Below are 19,150 nucleotides of genomic sequence, written 5' to 3'. Positions count from 1 at the left end.
CTTGAAGACTTCTTCTTTATTATAACACATTGGCTTTTGTTGCGTTCTTAACTTGAACAGGACCCATTCCACGAGGAATTTCTATATTCTCACGTGTATCAGCACCTAAAGCTTCTGCTATATAGTCAGCCGCGATATGAGGATTAAGATCACCGCAAGTATAAACATCGATGCTTGCATAGCCATGCTCCGGAAAACTGTGTATAGTTAAATGCGACTCTGAAATAATGACAACCCCACTTACACCTTGTGGTGCAAATTTATGGAATGCCACCTCTCGCACTTCTGCCCCTGATTTTAGTGCAGCTGCTACAAATGTTTGCTCAATAAATGACATATCATTCAATTTTTCAAAATCGCATCCCCAAAGCTCTGAGATGACGTGACGACCCATTGTTTCCATATTCAAATTTCCCCCTTTACTAATTGACATGAATTTCTACTGGGCAAAGCATATAACTACCACGGGGGAAAGTTAGTCCAAAGAGGTCCTAACCCTTTAAGTAGCCATTTAGCGCCTTACTCGTTGAGAAGTTCACGATTTTTAGTATACTTTGTTTAATGTTCTTTTGCAATAAATCCTAGAAAATTTATTTAAGTGAATTTCAATAATAATTACATTTTCACATAAAGAAAGGTGACTAAACATTGTTATCATCAGTGTTCATCCCCTCCATTAAGCAAGGGAAATGTCACAATTTATTCAAATTTTTCATAGACATCATTCAGTAATACGTAACGAAAAGACAATCAAAAAGCTTTTTTATTTAAAAGATTGCCCCAACCTGTGATCATCTATGTAGTAATCAGTTTAACATTTCATTTTATCTACATAGTAAAAATGCAAAAAATAGGCAATCCCATTAAAGGATTGCCTACATAAAATTATGCGTTCACTGCAGATTTATTTAGTTCTTCAGCTACGTATTTCACCAAGTCAACTACACGACAAGAATAACCCCACTCGTTATCATACCAAGCTAAAACTTTTACTTTATTCTCACCAATCATCATTGTGGAAAGCCCATCAATAATAGCAGAGTGTGGATTTGTTGTGAAATCAATTGAAACAAGTGGTTCTTCTGTTATATCTAATATACCTTTTAATTCATTTTGTGCCGCATCTTCAAACGCAGCATTTACCTCATCAATTGTTACATCCCTCTTTAAATCAACAACTAAATCAACAAGTGATACATCTGGCGTCGGCACACGAAGAGCCATACCATGTAACTTGCCTTTTAATTGTGGTAACACAAGAGACAATGCTTTCGCTGCTCCTGTTGAAGTAGGAATAATTGACTGCGCGCAAGCTCTAGCACGGCGAAGATCCTTATGTGGATTATCAAGGTTCTTTTGGTCATTTGTATACGCATGTACAGTCGTCATTAAACCGTTTTCAATGCCGAACTTATCTTCTAATACTTTTGCAACTGGCGCTAAGCAGTTTGTTGTACAAGAAGCATTAGAAATGACATCATGTTCAGCAATGTTAAGCGCTTCATCATTTACGCCCATCACAATGGTTACATCTTCATTTTTCCCTGGAGCCGTTAAAACCACTTTCTTGGCACCTGCATTTAAATGAAGCATCGCTTTATCTTTCGAGTTGAACTTACCTGTAGCTTCAACAACGATATCAATCTCCATTTGTTTCCAAGGAAGTTCCTCAGGGTTACGATTGCTTAGTAATTGAACTCTTTTTCCGTTCACTACAAGCGCATCATCTTCGGGAATCACTTCACCTTGGAATGCACCATGAGTAGAATCATATTTAATTAAATGTGCTAACGTTTCTGGTGGATAACTAGCATTTATTGCTACTACTTCCAATGTATCATCAAGAATGGCCTTTCTAAACACCATTCGTCCTATTCTCCCAAACCCATTAATCGCTATTTTCGCCTTCATCTTACGGCCCCTTCCGTATAAATGTTATACTTTTTTAACCATTTTCATGCTAATAGTATAACATATTAACCACAAAATGTGATGAGCAAATTGCGGATATTTTAAAGTTCCACTATTCAGAAATATTGTGCATGTAAAGAAACCATAAAACGCGTGACATTACGTGAAAAATGCATCGTTACGCCCTATTTCTTTAGCGGAAAAAAATAATCCACTTATTATTGTGGACGAAAAGGGTGGAAATATTACTAATGAAACGTAGAAGTCTAAGTAGTAATTGTGTTTTACTGTTTATCTTTTAATTGTAACAGTAAATCATCTAGTTGCTTCTCTGTACTTGCGAGATCGCCATTATTATCAATTAAAAAATCCGCTAGCTGTACTTTTTCTTCCAATAGCATTTGTGATCGAATACGTGCATTCGCTTCTTCTGCATCAAAACCATTTCTCTCCATCAACCGCTGAAGCTGATTTTCTTTATTAACATACACTAAAACGGTGTAATCCACCATATATGTGAGTTTACTTTCAAATAAGAGCGGAATATCTAGAACGACCATTTTTTCACCATTAGCAACTGCTTCGTCCTTTTGCTCGTTCATTCTCCTCCTTACAGCCGGGTGGACAATACTGTTGAGCTTCATTCTTTCCTCTTCACTATAAAAAACAATGGAACCCAATTTTTGACGGTTAATCTCCCCATTTTCAAGAAGAATCTCTTGGCCAAAATGAGAGACAATTTCATCATAAGCAGTCGCACCTTTTTCAACTGCTCGTTTCGCTTCAACATCTGCATCTATTACTGTAATCGCTCTTTCTTTAAACATGGTGGAAACCGTGCTTTTACCACTTGCAATTCCACCAGTGAGTCCGATAATAACTGTCATTCTTACTTTCACACCTTTTTCTCAAATTAAATTTTCCAGATTCCAAGTATAATTAAAATTAATCCTGGTATAAACGAACATCGTTGCATCCATTGAGATTTAGAAAATATCGAGCCAATACTCATCCCACCAAAAACAAACAAGGAACTCATAACCGCAACACATATAGCTAAATAATATGGTGAATACCCCAGCATAGCCGCTCCAATGCCTGCACCAAACGCATCCAGTGACAAAGCAAATCCTAATAAAAAGGCTTCAATACCAGTAATTGTACCTGACTTATCAATATCGGCTACCATCGGTTTTCTTAAAATGTTAATAACTACACCCAAAGACTTGATTTCAAAATTCAAAAGAATTTTCTCATGTGGAAGAGCATCCTTATCCTTTTCCTTTTCAGGGCGGAAAAACTGATACAGTACCCAAGCACCTAATACAATAAGGATGATACCTCCAATACTGTTTGCAAAAGCAGGTGAGATAAACTTTGCTATTGTATGACCAATCCCCATTGAAATGAGAAGAGTAAAAGCTGAACAACAAGCAATAATTAAAATCGATTTAATTGGAATCTTCATTTTTCTTAATCCATACGTTAAACCTACACTAAAACTATCTAAGCTAACAGCTATAGCTAGTATGATAAGTGTCATCATCTGCGTCATTTAAAAGAGCTCCTTCCATGAAATGGCTAACATATTATATGGAAGAAGCCCATCCAATGTTATCTATAATCTAGGCTAAGATGACAAAAGAAAAATGTGGTTATTTTATTTTCGGCTGACATTGTGGACAATAAACAGTCCCACGTCCTCCAGCAATGATTCTCTCAAGCGGTGTAGCACAAACTTTACATTCCTCTCCACGCCGCCCATACACAAATAGCTCTAACTGAAATAATCCTATTTGGCCTTGGGAGTTCACATAAGAACGTATCGTACTGCCGCCTCGTTCCACCGCTTCGGACAGTGTTGCTTTAATTTCCGTATAAAGCTTTTCTACTTCCTGTTTTGTTAATGTTTTAGCAGAGCGCTCTGGGTGAATACCTGCTTTAAACAAAGATTCATCGACATATATATTGCCCAAGCCTACAATTAGTTTTTGATCCAAGAGAGCCGCCTTAATGGGCCGTGCTGTCTTATTCAATACATTTTGTAATATATTTGGCGAAAAGGCATCTGATAAAGGTTCTACACCTAATTGTGAAAGTGGTAGTTGACCAAGCTCATCTCCGCGCTTAAATAAATGCATGGTGCCAAATTTGCGCACATCTTTATACCTTAACTCTGTTCCATCCGTAAAGGAGAAAATCACATGTGTATGTTTATCAATCGTTTCTGATTTCGGATAAACCCCATATCTCCCTTCCATTCGTAAATGAGAAACAAGGGCTAGATCATCCGTATAAAGAATCAAAAATTTTCCGCGACGGGCAACCGCTTTAAATGTCTCCCCTTCTAACGCCTTTGTAAATCGAACGACATCGTCTGGTTCTTTCACCATTTTCGGCCAGTGTACCAATACTTGGTCAATCGTCTTTCCGATAATCAACTCTTCTAAAGTTCTTCTTACTGTTTCTACCTCAGGTAATTCAGGCATTCATAATGACTCCTTTTTTCAATCCGATTGTGAACTCACTTACTTCGCATCAAACCATGTTGGACCGTATGAATAATCTACTTTTAACGGTACTTTTAACTCTACGGCATGCTCCATTACATCTGGAACAATTTCTTTCAGCTTTTCTATTTCTTCAACCGGTGCTTCAAATATCAGTTCATCATGCACTTGTAATAAAAGCTTGGATTGTAATTGTTCATTCTCTAAGCGATCAGCCATGTCAATCATCGCTTTTTTAATAATATCTGCGGCACTTCCTTGAATAGGTGTATTCATAGCCGTTCTTTCCGCAAAGCTGCGAAGATTAAAATTTCGACTTGTGATTTCCGGTAAATATCTACGACGGTGAAGTAAAGTTTCTACAAACCCTTTTTGTTTTGCTTCTTGCACAATATCTTCCATATATTGTTTAACTGCAGGGTAGCTTGTTAAATAACGATCAATAAATTCTCCAGCTTCTTTTCTTGTAATAGATAGACTTTGTGAAAGGCCGTAATCACTTATCCCGTAAACAATCCCAAAGTTAACTGCCTTTGCATGACGCCGCATATTTGCCGTCACTTCTTCCTTAGAAACATGAAAAACTTCCATAGCTGTCTTCGTATGGATATCTAAATCTTCCTTGAATGCAGAGATTAGCTTTTCGTCACCTGCAATATGAGCGAGAACCCTTAATTCAATCTGTGAATAATCTGCTGCAAAAATAACCCAATCTTTCTTTGAAGGAATAAATGCTTGTCTAATCTTTCTACCTTCTTCTAAGCGAATCGGGATATTTTGTAAGTTAGGGTCTGTAGAACTTAATCTACCCGTTTGCGTTAACGCTTGATTAAAACGGGTATGCACTTTATCTGTTTCTTTATTGACCACCTTTAGTAAACCTTCAATATAGGTGGATTGTAGTTTCGCTAATTGTCGATATTCAAGGATTTCTTTGATAATCTCATGTTTGGATTCTAATTTTTCTAATACATCTGCTGAGGTAGAATAGCCCGTTTTTGTTTTCTTCATAACTGGCAAACGCAGCTTATCAAATAAGATTACCCCTAATTGTTTCGGAGAATTAATATTAAATGCTTCTCCAGCATAGGCGTGAATTCGATTCTCAACGGCCGCAAGTTTCTCTAATAGCTCTGTTCCCATTGAACGCAGGCGTTTCAAATCCACTTTAATACCTGCCGATTCCATATCAGCAAGGATCAATGATAAGGGTAATTCTAATTCGTAAAAAAGAGCAGACTGCTGGTTCGTTTGCAGCGACGTATCCAATTTTTCATAAAGCGAATCCATTGCCACTGCTTTCCTTATAATATGAGGAGCAAGCTCTTCTTCCTTTGGAATACTCCTTTTTGCTCCTTTCCCATAAAAAGCTTGGTCAGATTGAACTGCAGAGTATCCGTGATTACGCGCAATAGAAGCTAAATCTTCAATTGTTTCAGAAGGGTTGATAATATAAGCTGCTAAAAGGATATCAAAGTGGATACCTTTTAAATGAATACCATGATGTCTTAGTGAGACTTCAGACCTTTTCGCATCATATACGACCTTTGGAGAGGCGTCATCTTCTGCCCATTTTTTAAACACATTCGATTGACAAGCGTTTTTTGTTGAAATAAAGAAGTGTCCATTTTTGTTTGTGACTGCTATTCCAAGAATATCTGCGTAATGATAATTATCCTCTAACACCTCGATATATAATGCACTATCTCCATCCAACTGTTCCTCTGTAAAATCAGTAACAATCTCAAAATTAATTTCTTCAAGCTCGGCCGTTTCGTCTTCTGCTAAATCAAAGCTTATTTTTTCTAATAGAGAATTAAAACCGAGGTCTTTAAATAAATGATATAGCTTATCTTCATTCCATCCTTCATAGGCTATTTTATCTAGCTCTACTTCAATCGGCGCTTCTCTTAAAATTGTTGCTAATTCTTTACTCATTAAAGCTTGGTCTTGAAATTCCTCTAACTTCTCTTTTAATTTGTTGCCACTCACTTGATCTATCGATTGAACTAATTGTTCTAATGTCCCAAACTCCTTTAATAATTTTAGTGCGGTTTTCTCCCCGACACCTGGCACACCCGGGATATTATCGGAGCTATCTCCCATTAGCCCTTTCATATCAATGATACGTTCAGGTGAGATACCATACTTTTCCTCGATATGCTGAGGGGTGTACTCTTCTATATCAGTAATCCCCTTTTTCGTAATTCCTACTGTTGTCTTTTCCGAACTTAGCTGTGTTAAGTCTTTGTCCCCTGAAATGACCTTTACTTCAAAATCATCTTGTTCAGCTTTTAAAGATAGCGTACCAATAATATCATCCGCTTCATAATTCTCTAGCTCATAACGAGCAATTTGATAAGCATCTAGTAACTCTCTAATCACCGGGAACTGTTCTGAAAGTTCTGGCGGCGTTTTTTGCCTTCCACCTTTATATTCAGTAAACGTTTTATGTCTAAACGTAGTTTTACCGGCATCAAATGCAACAAGAATATGAGTAGGTTTTTCATCTTCCAAAATGCGCATAAGCATCATCGTAAATCCATAGACTGCATTCGTATGTATGCCTTTATCGTTATTTAATAATGGAAGAGCAAAAAAAGCTCGATAAGCAATACTATTTCCATCTATTAAAACGAGTTTTTTCTTTGTCATCTCGCCACCAACCTCCTTCGCTTCTCACAAAGTCATTTCATTGAATATACTTCGAAAAAAGCCATTATCTATTCTATATTTTATCATGTCTAAAAGAATAAAGAAAAATTAGGAATAGAAATTCATGGGGCTATTGTTCTTTAACGTAAGAGATTTACAAATTTCGAGGAAGTATAGAGTATTTGTGGAGGTGGAAACTGTAGAAATTTTTAGGTGATGGTCACTTTTTTAGCGCATAACAGCACAAATTACAATATTATAAATAGCAGATGTTTAATATCCATCCTTTTATTTCATGTTTATCACAGACGAGAACTTCTTTTTAAAAAAAGAGAGAGCGGGGTAGCTCTCTCTTCTTCACATCATGTGATGAAGGGGTTTTACAATACTAATTGTAACCCCCTATTGTTAATGACATAAAAAAACAATGTAAACTTTTTGTAAAACTCTTTATTCGCTATCAGGTAACTTCTTATAAAACGTAAGTAAAAAGGCCGTGCCCTTTCCACTCTTGCTTTCAACAGAAATCAATCCCTTATGTGCTTCTAGTAGATGCTTCACAATTGCCAGACCCAGACCTGTACCACCTGAATTTCTACTCCTTGCTTTATCTACTCGATAAAACCTTTCAAAGATCCGCGGAATCTCACTTTCTTTAATGCCTATCCCCGTATCAATTATTTTTATATACACTTTTTGTTGATCTTCTGTTACACGAATAGACACTTTACCTTCATTTGGCGTGTAAGAAATAGCATTGGAAACAATATTAAGGAATATTTGCTTGATTCTGTTAACATCAGCTTCCATTTCGATTATTTCATCTTCACATTTATAATCTATGGTAATTTCTTTTTCCTCCGCACGTCTTTTAACCATCATTACTACTTCATTTAAGACACCAATAATATTCACTTCTTGTATAGAAAGGTGAAATCCTTGTTGCTCAATTTTTGATAAATCAAGCAAATCTTGAATGAGTGTTTGTAATCGTTCACTTTCTTGGAGAATAATCGTTAAGAATTGATTAAGGGCATCTTGATCATCCATTGCACCATCTAAAAGCGTTTCTGAGAACCCTTTAATAGAAGTTATAGGTGTTTTTAATTCATGTGAAACATTCGCAACGAAATCTCTTCGCACCTGCTCTAATTTCTTTATCTCAGTAATATCATGGAAAACCAAAAGTACACCTTTCCATACATCATTCGTGCCGATAATCGGAACACCGTAGACTTCAAAATGTTTTCGATGAATGCCAATAAGGATTTGTATTTGCTTTCTTACCTTTTGCTCTGTCATAAATAATTCTTCAATAAGCTCAGTGATTTCTTTATATTCAATGACATTATAATACAGTTCGTCCATGTATTCTGTCACATCAGCATGAAAAACTTCTCTATATGTACGATTCACAAGGTTAATATAACCTTTACTATCTATTAAAATTAGCCCACTACCCATGTTTTCAATGAGTGTACTGAGTCTATCTTGATGCATCTCTCTCGATTTCTCCATATCTTGCAAATTACGTGCAAGAATATTAATTGAGCTATTTAACTTACCTGCTTCACCGACATCATTATCATAGGTTCTTGCCCGATAATTTCCTTTCGCTAATTCAATAGCCACTCTCGTTGCAGAATCAATCGGTCTTGTATATCTATTCGTAATAGCAGCTCCTAAGAATATAATTAAAATTAATGCTAGGCTAAGACAGATAATTAGGATCCACCAGATTTGCGAGTAACCACTTTTTACTTCATCTATTTCGGCACTTAAAAATAAATAATAGGAATTCGTACCTTCATTTAATTCCTTCCAAAAGTAATGATAATCGTCGCCTACCACTTTACCAGCCTGCTCATCAGAGTCAGCTGCACCTAATATTTCATTTATTGTCTTACGGTTTTTCATTTGAATTTCTTTATTCACGCTATCAAATATCACTCGATCATTTGCATTGGCAATAGTAACATTAACACCTAACCAGTTAGCAAACTGGTCGACCTTCTCTTGAGTGAGTTGTTCAATTCCACCTATTTCCTCAATCTGGCCTGCTACTAGCTGAATCTCTTTAGATAAGCGTTCATCTATAACATTTATATAATAGGATTTAAATAACTGACCTAATAACAAGCCTAAACAAAGTAAAACAGCGATAATCAACGTAATGATAGCAAAAAATAGTTTTGAACGAAAAGTTTTCATTCAGGCTTAGGCTCCTCTAGCTTATAACCAAGCCCACGAATCGTTTTAATATATGTTGGTTTTTTTGAATTTTGCTCGATTTTATCTCTTAAGTGACTAATATGAACATCTACAATCCTCGTATCACCCGCAAAATCATAATTCCACACAGCACTCAGTAATTGATCGCGTGTTAATACTCTACCTTTATTTTTGGCAAGATATAATAGTAGTTCAAACTCTTTTGGTGTCAGCTCAAGTAATTCGTCTTGATAATAGACCTCATATCTATCTGGATAGATTTTCACTCCAGCTATACGTATACTATCATCCTCATCTTCTGAAACAGGTTCGTCAAATTGAGCTTGTGACCTTCTTAAAATGGCCTTTACCCGCGCAACGACTTCTCTCGGACTAAATGGCTTTGTCATATAATCATCTGCACCTAGCTCTAAGCCAAGAACTTTATCGAACTCATCGTCTTTTGCAGTTAACATGAGTATTGGTGTATTCACTTTCTTTTGTCTAATTTGTTTACACACTTCAATTCCATCTAGCTTAGGTAACATCAGATCTAACACTATTAAATCTAGCTGTTCACTTAAAGCAAGATTTTTGCCTTCTTCTCCATCAGATGCTGTTAGTACTTCATAACCTGCTTGTTGCAAATTATATTGTAGTAACGTTACAATTGACTGCTCATCATCAACCACTAGAACTTTTTTATCCATAAAAGCCTCCGATAAATAGATTCCCCATTAGTATAAACCAATTACTTTAGTAAAACCCCTTATATAAATGTATTATAATATAAAAAAGAAAAAAAAGCGTGCCCACGACAAAAAACTAAGCAGTATAAATTACTTTTGCTTAGTTTTTTTGGTTATCTATGCCTTACCATTCATGATTAGAAGTTTTCTAGCACTTTACTGTTGAGACTCTCAAGTGGATAGGGTGGACATACTTTCATTCGGCCATATAAAACCGTTTCATTTTCTTCATTCGTTGCTTGTACCTTCATTTCAATACTATGCTTCTCTTCATCTACATGAATTACTTCCATCAAGAATTCAATTGTAGAATAGTGATAAACAGGTTTAACATATTCTAACTCTTGCTTAAGTATGTGGCTACCCGGTCCAGGGAGATATTTTGAAACACTAGATGAGACCATACCATTCAGCATAATATTGGGTACAATTGGTTTTTTATAAGGTGTTTGCGAAGCATAGTCATGCTGTAAGTATATGGGATTGGCATCATCTGTTAACCCTAGATATAATAATAAATCCCTATCTTCTATTTTTTCCGTAAAGGTCAGCTTCTCTCCAACCGAAATTTCCTCAAGTCTTCTACCTATTTTTCTCTTCTTCCCTAACATGGATGCACCTCCGATTTTTGTAACCGCTTGCAAAAAATGAAAATATAAACTAATTTTTCTGTTTATTTATAATTATATTAACATTTTATTTTAATAACTAAAAGAAAAATAGTAATAATAATTTTCTTTCTATTATAAAGTTAACAAAAAATAAGCGAAGCTCAGGTAAAAGACTGAACTTCGCCAACAAGTACTTTCTTTATATATTAGGTTTACGACAATATCGATATCACCTGACGCACCGACTCAGCTGACTGATCTAGTGCATCCTTTTCTTCTTTTGTTAAATCTAATTCGATGACTTTTTCAATCCCATTTGCACCAAGGATTGTTGGCACACCTAAATAAATGCCCTGATAACCAAACTCTCCTTCTAAATAAGCGATTGCAGGAAGTATTCTTTTTTGGTTCTTAATCATAGCCTCTGCCATTTCTACTAAGGCTGCTGCAGGTGCATAGTAGGCACTACCATTCCCTAATAAACTAACGATTTCTCCCCCACCCTTTCGCGTTCGATCGACAATTTGTTCTAAACGATCTTTGGAGATTAATTTTTCTAAAGGGACACCGCCTGCATATGAATACCTAACAAGTGGAACCATATCATCTCCATGACCGCCGAGCACAAATCCTGTTATATCTTTTATAGAGATCTGTAACTCTTGAGCCACAAACGTACGGAACCTGGCACTATCGAGCACGCCCGACTGGCCAATAACTCGGTTTTTAGGAAAGCCTGTTTCTTTAAATATTGTATAAGTCATCGCATCCACTGGATTTGATAACACAATAATAAGTGAATCGGGAGAATACTTTGCAATTTCCTTCGCTACATTCTTCATAATCGTTTCATTTGTTTGAACTAAATCTTCTCGACTCATTCCTGGCTTTCGTGCAATTCCAGCAGTAACCACAACAATATCTGAATCTTTCGTATCTTCATAGTTTGCTGTACCTAAGATATTTGCATCAAATCCTTGAACTGGACTTGCTTCTAACATGTCTAAAGCTTTTCCCTTTGTCGGATTTTCCATTTGGGGAATATCAACTAATACAACATCTGCTAATTCCTTTTGTGCCAATAAAAATGCAGTCGTCGCTCCAGTAAAACCGGCTCCGATAACAGAAACTTTCTTACGCTTGAGTGTAGACACTTGCAACATCTCCTTATATATACATTTACAACTATTCAATTTATAACCGCTTCTTATGAGATTAAAACATGAGGAAACAACTTAATTTCAGATATGATGGAAATTATCTTCTACTGAATTTTGCATCGCAATCAATAAGGATGAGGTTTTTGAATAAAAAGAAAAGCAGGCTCAATTTTTAAATTGAACCTGCTAGATCAAGTTAATTAGTCCATGTTTTTAATTAGGACATCACCGAATTCAGAACATTTCACTTCAGTAGCTCCGTCCATTAGACGAGCAAAGTCATAAGTTACAACTTTAGAAGCAATAGATTTTTCCATAGATTTTTCAATTAAATCAGCCGCTTCATTCCAGCCTAAATGTTTAAGTAAAAGCACACCTGAAAGAATAACAGATGAAGGGTTTACTTTGTCTAACCCTGCATATTTAGGAGCTGTTCCGTGTGTAGCTTCGAAAATCGCATGTCCAGTTTCGTAGTTGATATTTGCTCCTGGAGCAATACCGATTCCACCAACTTGTGCTGCTAACGCATCAGAAATGTAGTCACCGTTAAGGTTCATTGTTGCTACTACATCAAATTCCGCTGGACGAGTTAAGATTTGTTGTAAGAAGATATCAGCAATTGCATCTTTAACGATGATTTTACCAGCAGCTTCAGCATCAGCTTGTGCTTTGTTTGCTGCATCTACGCCACTTTCATCTTTAATGCGGTCATATTCAGCCCATGTGAATACTTTATCGCCGTATTCTTTTTCAGCTAGTTCGTAACCCCAGTTTTTAAATGCACCTTCAGTAAATTTCATGATATTACCTTTGTGTACAAGTGTTACTGATTTACGACCTTCGTTGATTGCATAGTCAATTGCAGAGCGAACTAGACGAGTTGTTCCCTCTTGAGAAACAGGTTTAATACCGATTCCAGATGTTTCTGGGAAACGAATTTTATTGACACCCATTTCATCTTTTAAGAAAGAGATTAATTTGTTTACTTCATCTGTACCTTTAGCATATTCAATACCTGCATAGATATCTTCAGTATTTTCACGGAAAATGACCATGTCAGTATCTTGTGGACGCTTAACTGGTGAAGGAACACCTTCAAACCAGCGTACTGGACGCAAGCATACGAAAAGATCTAACTCTTGACGCAATGCAACATTTAAAGAACGAATTCCTCCACCAATTGGTGTTGTAAGTGGTCCTTTAATGGCGATTAAGTATTCATTAATTACATCTAAAGTTTCTTTTGGTAACCATTCGCCTGTTTGGTTAAATGCTTTTTCACCAGCTAAAACTTCTTTCCAAGCAATTTTACGCTCACCTTTATATGCTTTTTCAACCGCTGCATCTAATACACGAGAAGCAGATGCCCAAATATCCGGCCCAGTCCCGTCACCTTCGATAAAAGGAACGATTGGTTCGTTTGGTACATTTAAAACACCATTATTTACTGTAATTTTTTCTGCTGCCATAATAATTTCTCCCTCCAATTTCCTTGTGTTAAAAGTAACACATCACAAACTTATCAGAATCAAAGGCTAGAAGGCAAACCCTCTAACCTTTTACTGGTAGCTTGTTTATCTTTATTTATTATTATCATCTGTTTTGAAAAAACTCAATAAAAAAGTTTACCCTCTTTGTTCAACAGGAACGTAAGCTTGCATTCCTGGACCTGTATAATCAGCACGAGGACGGATTAAACGATTATTAGAGTATTGTTCTAAAATATGAGCTAACCAACCAGATACACGGCTAACTGCGAAGATTGGTGTAAAGAGATCGTGATCGATACCTAAGCTGTGGTATACAGATGCCGAATAAAAATCAACATTAGGAGGAAGGTCTTTCTCTCCAGTCACAATTCCTTCAATTTTCGTAGACATTTCATACCAATGTGGTTCGCCTGTCAATTCTGTTAATCTCTTAGACATTTCTCTTAAATGTTTCGCTCTTGGGTCGCCTTTTCTATATACACGATGACCGAAGCCCATTATTTTATCTTTATTTGTTAATTTTTCACGAATAGCAGGTTCAACATTATCTAATGTCCCGATTTCTTTAAGCATTTTCATTACAGCTTCGTTAGCACCACCGTGTAGAGGTCCTTTTAATGCACCAATAGCTGCTGTAATACCTGAGTACATATCAGATAATGTCGCAACACAAACGCGAGCTGTAAAAGTAGAAGCATTTAATTCATGATCAGCATGTAGAACAAGTGCTTTATTCATTGCTTCAACTGCTACATCTTCTGGTTCTTCCCCATTTAACATAAACAAGAAGTTAGCAGCAAAACTTAATTCCTTTTTAGGAGCAATTGGCTCTAAGCCTTTTCTCACACGCGCAAATGCAGCAACAATAGCTGGCATTTTTGCTTGTAAACGGATGGCTTTTCTATAGTTCGCATCCTCTTCCATTACATCAGCTTCTTCATCATAAAGACCAAGAAGTGATACAGCGGCGCGAAGAGCTGCCATTGGATGAACTTGATCAATTGGATAAGTCTTAAAATGAGCAAGTACCTCTTGTGGCAAATTCATATTTTCTGCCAATTGTGCTTTTAATTCATCTAGTTGTGATTGTGTAGGTAATTTACCATGCCATAATAAATAGATGACTTCCTCAAAACTAGCATTCTCTGCCAAATCATCAATGTTATAGCCTACATATGTTAAAGTATCATCAATGATTGAACTGATAGCAGATGTAGTAGCTACTACACCCTCCAGACCGCGTGTCGCTGTCATAACAAACCATCTCCTTCTTTGAAATATTTTCCCCAAACCCTCTGTCTGCATGAAACTTATTCATTAAGTTGTTATCAGATAAACCTGATAGCTCTATTGGCTATTGTAGCCGATTTAATCCAGCCAATATGTATTAAGCTGGGAGACAGACTAAATGACATTCTTAGTCAGATTTCCATCTGACAGAACAATCTCTGAACGTATGCTCAGTACAAACATGTACAAACAATAATGAAAGAAAATGCTTACATTTTCTTTTTGGTATAAAGTATCTACTATTTTCATAGACTCAACTATCAAACCTATTTGTACATGTATATTATAAACAATTATCTGACTTTTGTGAAACGAAAAATTCATAAAAATACAAGTGATTGATAGCTTTCTACCAATTATTGAATATACTCAAATATCTTCATGAATAAATAGGCGATACCCGCTCCAATTAGCGGACCGACTGCTACTCCTTTAAATAGTGTAATAGCTAGAATTGTTCCTAGAACAAGAGCAGTCGTAATATGTGGATCTTCTGATAGGAGGGTAAGCCCACCCTTTGCTAATAAAGCAACGATAATGCCTGATATACAAGCAACCCAAGCATAAGGTGATTTAAACGCATCTGCTAGATCTTTGAACCCGATTGCTCCACTTGCAATAGGGGCTAAAACAGCAATCGTAATAATCGTTACACCCCAATTAATACCCTTACTTTGGATAAATGAAAACACTTTTAACTCTGTTCCGACTAATTTTAACAATAGGAGGACAGCAATCGCAAATATAAGAGATTGATTTTTAGCCACAATACTGATAGCTAAAAGCAGTAGTAAAAACAGGAATGACTCCATATTCTATCTCACCTTCCTGCTAATGATGTTATTTTAACATAATTTCGAAAAAAGATAAAATTAATTTCTATTTCGCTCATTACGCCACTAAAGATAATAAGGACAAAAGAGCATATTTTAGGTTAAAAGATTAAAATTAGCGTCTAGAAAACAATGTCAGATTATTCAACCTTTTTCACTTAAAATCCATTAAGGAGGAGCGCCGAACAATGACAAGTGCCCTACATTACCAAATCATGAGATTCTTTTTTGTCTTAATCATCATCTTTACTTTATTATCTGCTAGTTTTTACTTGTCATCCATTGCTTATCCTTTTCTAATAGGGTTGGGTATCGCATACATCATTAATAGGACGGTCAATTTTTTTCAATATACATGTAAAATACCACGATCTTTTTCTGTTTTCATTTCTTTAACATTACTAATAGGTGTTATTCTGGGCGGCGCAGTTATTTTGATCACTGAATTGGTCTCTGGGGCAGCTCACCTATCAAAAGTTGTGCCAGCACATGTACAAGTGTTTATTACACATATAGAACACTGGATCGCCAATCAATTTATGCCTGTGTTAAATAAACTAACCAGTTTATTTAACCATCTAGGAACAGAACAACAAGCAAGCGTTATGGCCAATATAGAAGAAATAGGTAAGAATATTGGACAATCATTAGGACTTTTTCTGCAATCTTTTTTCGAAAAGCTTCCTGCATTATTCTCATGGATACCTAATGCAGCAACTGTCATTATTTTTTCTCTTTTGGCTTCATTTTTCATTAGTAAAGACTGGGAAAAAATAAAACTATTTTTTCTTAATCTGGCACCTGAATATGTAAGACGCAGTAGCATTACCGTCTTCACTGACCTGAAATCTGCCCTTTTTGGCTTTATAAAGGCACAAGCAACTTTAATTTCAATTACTACTCTTATCATCTTGTTGGGCTTATTAATATTAAACATAGATTATGCGATGACAATCGCCATTATCGCCGGTATGGTTGATATTCTTCCTTATTTAGGAACAGGTATCATCTTTATTCCATGGATTATTTATTCCTTTTTTATTGGTGAAACGACCATTGCAGTTGGACTCTCTATCCTGTACGTTATTATTATTGTCCAAAGACAAGTAATGGAACCAAAGATTTTATCTTCCAATATTGGTTTAGATCCATTGGCGACTTTAATCGCTTTGTTTATTGGCTTTAAACTATTTGGATTCCTCGGACTCATAATTGGTCCAATTATTCTTGTCATCCTTTCTACTTTGTACAGAGCAAAAGTATTCACAGATATTTGGCTTTATATAAAAAATGGAAGAGAGGAGAAATAGAAGACAGCCATTATAATAGATGCTAAATTTGAGGGACTCCTTTTTTGAACCTCGACTATAAACCAACTTCTCGCCAATGTAAAAATCCGAACATAAATGAATTGGATATGTTCGGATCTTTTTTTGTCTATTCTTTTTTTAATATATGGGATCACCTTTGTCTAAATGCTCACCATTTTATCACTTTGATGTTGCCATGATTAATACGTCTTCTAAGGAAGTGATACAAAATAATTTTTAATTTATTTCTTATAAAAGGAATTAATAAAAGAACACCTATGAAATCTGAAATAAACCCTGGTAACACAAGGAAAACACCTGCTATGAATATACAAAGACCATCTAGCATGGAATCACCCGGCATTTCCCCTCGGCGCGTTTCCATCTGTACCTTTTTCATTACTTCCATCCCTTGCCTTTTTGCTATATAAACGCCAAAAACGCCAGTCAATATAATTAGAAGAAATGTCACGGCCACACCTAAAGCCTTACCGGCAAGAAGCAGTACAACAATTTCAATCGCCGGGATTAAAATTAGCGGTAATAATATATAGCGCATTTAGCCACCTCATTATATTTTATATATATAATGATATCAAAATTATGGGCTCCCGAGAAACATAACACATTTCCATCATTGGAAATTCCCACTTTATAAATTTAAGAACAAAATGCTACTTAAACGAATTCGGGAAAGTACCTATATCGATACCCCATGCAATTGGCATATAGAAATAAATCATTACACCAACAAAGATAATTGTAAAAATACTTAACCAAAATCCGGATTTAGCCATATCTCCTATTTTTAAATAGCCAGATCCAAAGACAATAGCATTAGGCGGTGTGGCCACAGGGAGCATAAACGCACATGAAGCAGCAATTGCAGCAGCTACCATAAGCGCATACGGATGAAGGTCTAACGCTAATGCTAAAGATGCCATAATAGGGAACATCATTGTAGCTGTTGCCGTATTTGATGTAATCTCAGTTAAGAATGTCACAAGTGCTGTTACGCATAGAATGACAATAACAAGATGCACACCCTCTAAAACAGTTAACTGCTCTCCAATCCATGTGGCTAAGCCTGAATCCTTAAATCCTTTGGCGATTGCTAATCCCCCACCAAATAGTAATAATATCCCCCAAGGAATATTCAATGCATCTTTCCAATTTAAGAGCTGAGAATCCTTACTACTTTTCGATGGTAAAAGAAATAGAATAATCGCTGCAGCAATCGCTATAATCGTGTCGTCGATTCGGCTCATAAAATCAAAAGGAATAAACGATCTTGTAATCCACGCAACCGCAGTAGCAAGAAACACTACTAATACTAATTTTTCCTCAAAAGATATATTTCCTAAACGTTTTCTTTCAGAAGAAATGATTTCTTTTCCACCTGGAAGCTCCTTGATTCTCATAGGGAAAGCAATTTTAATTAAGTAAAACCAGGCTACAAGTAATAAAATAGCTGCGAAAGGAACCCCAAATAGCATCCATGTAGCAAAAGAAATATCAATCCCATAAATTTCTTTTACAACACCTGCAAAAATCATATTTGGAGGTGTCCCAATTAAAGTACCTAAACCACCTATTGAAGCTGCATAGGCAATCCCTAGCATTAGTGACTTACCAAACCGGTTAGCAGATTCTCTTTCCGACTTCATGGAATCGTTTACATGTGTAATAACAGCAATGGCAATCGGCATCATCATCATGGCGGTTGCAGTATTCGATATCCACATTGAAAGGAAACCTGTAGCCACCATAAACCCAAGAACAAGCCTAGATGTACTAGTACCAACCACAGTAATGATACCAAGTGCAATTCTTAAATGGAGATTCCACTTTTCCATCGCAATGGCGATAATAAAGCCACCTAAAAATAAGAATATTGTATTATCCGCATATGAACTCGTAATTCCTTCAGTCACTGCACCAGTAACGGGAAAGAGAATGATCGGCAATAGTGAAGTTACTGGTATTGGTATGGCCTCAGTAATCCACCAGACAGCAACCCAAAGAGTACTTGCTAGCACTGCTTGGGCTTCTCTTGACATTCCTTCAGGTGAAACAAATAGGAGGGTTAAAGCAAAAAGAATGGGCCCTAATAATAAACCTATATTCTGTTTTTTCGTTCTTTTTCTCTGTTTCGGATTCTCTCCATTATTTTCATCTGATTGCTTCAATTCATTTGATTGGTTCTTATCAGACTCGTTCTTCACAGAGAATAACCGTAATAAGTCCTTTATTTGATCATGCAACCTCCACATTTCCATCCAAAATCCTTGCATATAATTCAGCATATCCTCACCACTCCCTTTAATTATGTATTTATTTATTTTTTTCAATATTTCTATTCAAAATAATTTAAGAGATATGTTATCATTATAATTGTGATATATTATATTCAATATTAT

16 protein-coding genes are annotated in these 19,150 nt (G+C 36.0%); 1 reads left to right on the top strand and 15 read right to left on the bottom strand.

Translation table 11 applies throughout. The features are described from left to right. Positions 1 to 19 precede the first annotated feature (19 nt). The 13 genes from speD to LCM23_RS03825 form a co-directional block, all read right to left on the bottom strand. Positions 20 to 403, bottom strand: coding sequence for an adenosylmethionine decarboxylase (gene speD, locus LCM23_RS03885; protein WP_095372320.1), 384 nt, complete (start codon positions 401 to 403; stop codon positions 20 to 22). A 482-nt stretch (positions 404 to 885) separates the two neighbouring features. After that, complete coding sequence (locus LCM23_RS03880) at positions 886 to 1,911, bottom strand: glyceraldehyde-3-phosphate dehydrogenase (protein WP_095372319.1); 1,026 nt, start codon at positions 1,909 to 1,911, stop codon at positions 886 to 888. 284 nt (positions 1,912 to 2,195) lie between these two features. After that, complete coding sequence (coaE, locus tag LCM23_RS03875) at positions 2,196 to 2,798, bottom strand: dephospho-CoA kinase (protein WP_224935788.1); 603 nt, start codon at positions 2,796 to 2,798, stop codon at positions 2,196 to 2,198. A 26-nt stretch (positions 2,799 to 2,824) separates the two neighbouring features. Continuing rightward, entirely contained in the window at positions 2,825 to 3,466 is a 642-nt protein-coding gene (gene ytaF / locus LCM23_RS03870) for a sporulation membrane protein YtaF (RefSeq protein WP_224935787.1), read from the bottom strand. A gap of 100 nt (positions 3,467 to 3,566) precedes the next feature. Beyond that, on the bottom strand, positions 3,567 to 4,400 hold the full coding sequence (gene mutM / locus LCM23_RS03865; RefSeq protein WP_224935786.1) for a DNA-formamidopyrimidine glycosylase: 834 nt from the start codon (positions 4,398 to 4,400) through the stop codon (positions 3,567 to 3,569). A gap of 39 nt (positions 4,401 to 4,439) precedes the next feature. Next, complete coding sequence (gene polA, locus LCM23_RS03860; RefSeq protein WP_224935785.1) at positions 4,440 to 7,076, bottom strand: DNA polymerase I; 2,637 nt, start codon at positions 7,074 to 7,076, stop codon at positions 4,440 to 4,442. A 450-nt stretch (positions 7,077 to 7,526) separates the two neighbouring features. After that, positions 7,527 to 9,287 (bottom strand): two-component system histidine kinase PnpS, encoded by a 1,761-nt coding sequence (gene pnpS, locus LCM23_RS03855; RefSeq protein ID WP_224935784.1) that lies wholly within the window; start codon positions 9,285 to 9,287, stop codon positions 7,527 to 7,529. Next, complete coding sequence (locus LCM23_RS03850; RefSeq protein WP_224935783.1) at positions 9,284 to 9,997, bottom strand: response regulator transcription factor; 714 nt, start codon at positions 9,995 to 9,997, stop codon at positions 9,284 to 9,286. Before LCM23_RS03850 ends, pnpS begins: the two co-directional genes overlap by 4 nt. Before the next feature lie 176 nt (positions 9,998 to 10,173). After that, positions 10,174 to 10,647 carry a MaoC/PaaZ C-terminal domain-containing protein gene (locus LCM23_RS03845; RefSeq protein WP_095372313.1) on the bottom strand — a complete coding sequence of 158 codons (474 nt, stop codon included), beginning with the start codon at positions 10,645 to 10,647 and terminating at the stop codon, positions 10,174 to 10,176. A 212-nt stretch (positions 10,648 to 10,859) separates the two neighbouring features. Beyond that, on the bottom strand, positions 10,860 to 11,810 hold the full coding sequence (gene mdh / locus LCM23_RS03840) for a malate dehydrogenase (protein ID WP_224936190.1): 951 nt from the start codon (positions 11,808 to 11,810) through the stop codon (positions 10,860 to 10,862). A 197-nt stretch (positions 11,811 to 12,007) separates the two neighbouring features. After that, the gene (icd, locus tag LCM23_RS03835) at positions 12,008 to 13,279 is read right to left on the bottom strand and encodes an NADP-dependent isocitrate dehydrogenase (RefSeq protein WP_180317068.1); all 1,272 of its coding nucleotides are present in this window, start codon (positions 13,277 to 13,279) and stop codon (positions 12,008 to 12,010) included. Between the two features lie 153 nt (positions 13,280 to 13,432). After that, positions 13,433 to 14,551 carry a citrate synthase gene (citZ, locus tag LCM23_RS03830; protein WP_224935782.1) on the bottom strand — a complete coding sequence of 373 codons (1,119 nt, stop codon included), beginning with the start codon at positions 14,549 to 14,551 and terminating at the stop codon, positions 13,433 to 13,435. Positions 14,552 to 14,943: 392 nt separating this feature from the next. Next, the gene (locus LCM23_RS03825) at positions 14,944 to 15,399 is read right to left on the bottom strand and encodes a DUF441 domain-containing protein (protein WP_095372309.1); all 456 of its coding nucleotides are present in this window, start codon (positions 15,397 to 15,399) and stop codon (positions 14,944 to 14,946) included. A gap of 209 nt (positions 15,400 to 15,608) precedes the next feature. Between LCM23_RS03825 and ytvI the strand changes: the two genes are divergently transcribed. Beyond that, positions 15,609 to 16,730, top strand: a complete 1,122-nt coding sequence (gene ytvI, locus LCM23_RS03820) for a sporulation integral membrane protein YtvI (RefSeq protein ID WP_224935781.1) — start codon at positions 15,609 to 15,611, stop codon at positions 16,728 to 16,730. Positions 16,731 to 16,899: 169 nt separating this feature from the next. On the opposite strand, the gene LCM23_RS03815 is transcribed toward ytvI, so the two are convergent. Together LCM23_RS03815 and LCM23_RS03810 are read right to left on the bottom strand one after the other, a co-directional pair. Further along, positions 16,900 to 17,289, bottom strand: coding sequence for an FxsA family protein (locus LCM23_RS03815; protein WP_224935780.1), 390 nt, complete (start codon positions 17,287 to 17,289; stop codon positions 16,900 to 16,902). A 115-nt stretch (positions 17,290 to 17,404) separates the two neighbouring features. Next, the gene (locus LCM23_RS03810) at positions 17,405 to 19,036 is read right to left on the bottom strand and encodes an SLC13 family permease (protein ID WP_224935779.1); all 1,632 of its coding nucleotides are present in this window, start codon (positions 19,034 to 19,036) and stop codon (positions 17,405 to 17,407) included. Positions 19,037 to 19,150 lie beyond the last annotated feature (114 nt).

Source organism: Cytobacillus kochii, assembly GCF_020171845.1.
In the GTDB taxonomy this organism is placed as follows: domain Bacteria; phylum Bacillota; class Bacilli; order Bacillales; family Cytobacillaceae; genus Cytobacillus; species Cytobacillus kochii.
Note: the sequence above shows the minus strand (reverse complement) of the source record. Positions and strands in the feature narration are given on the sequence as shown.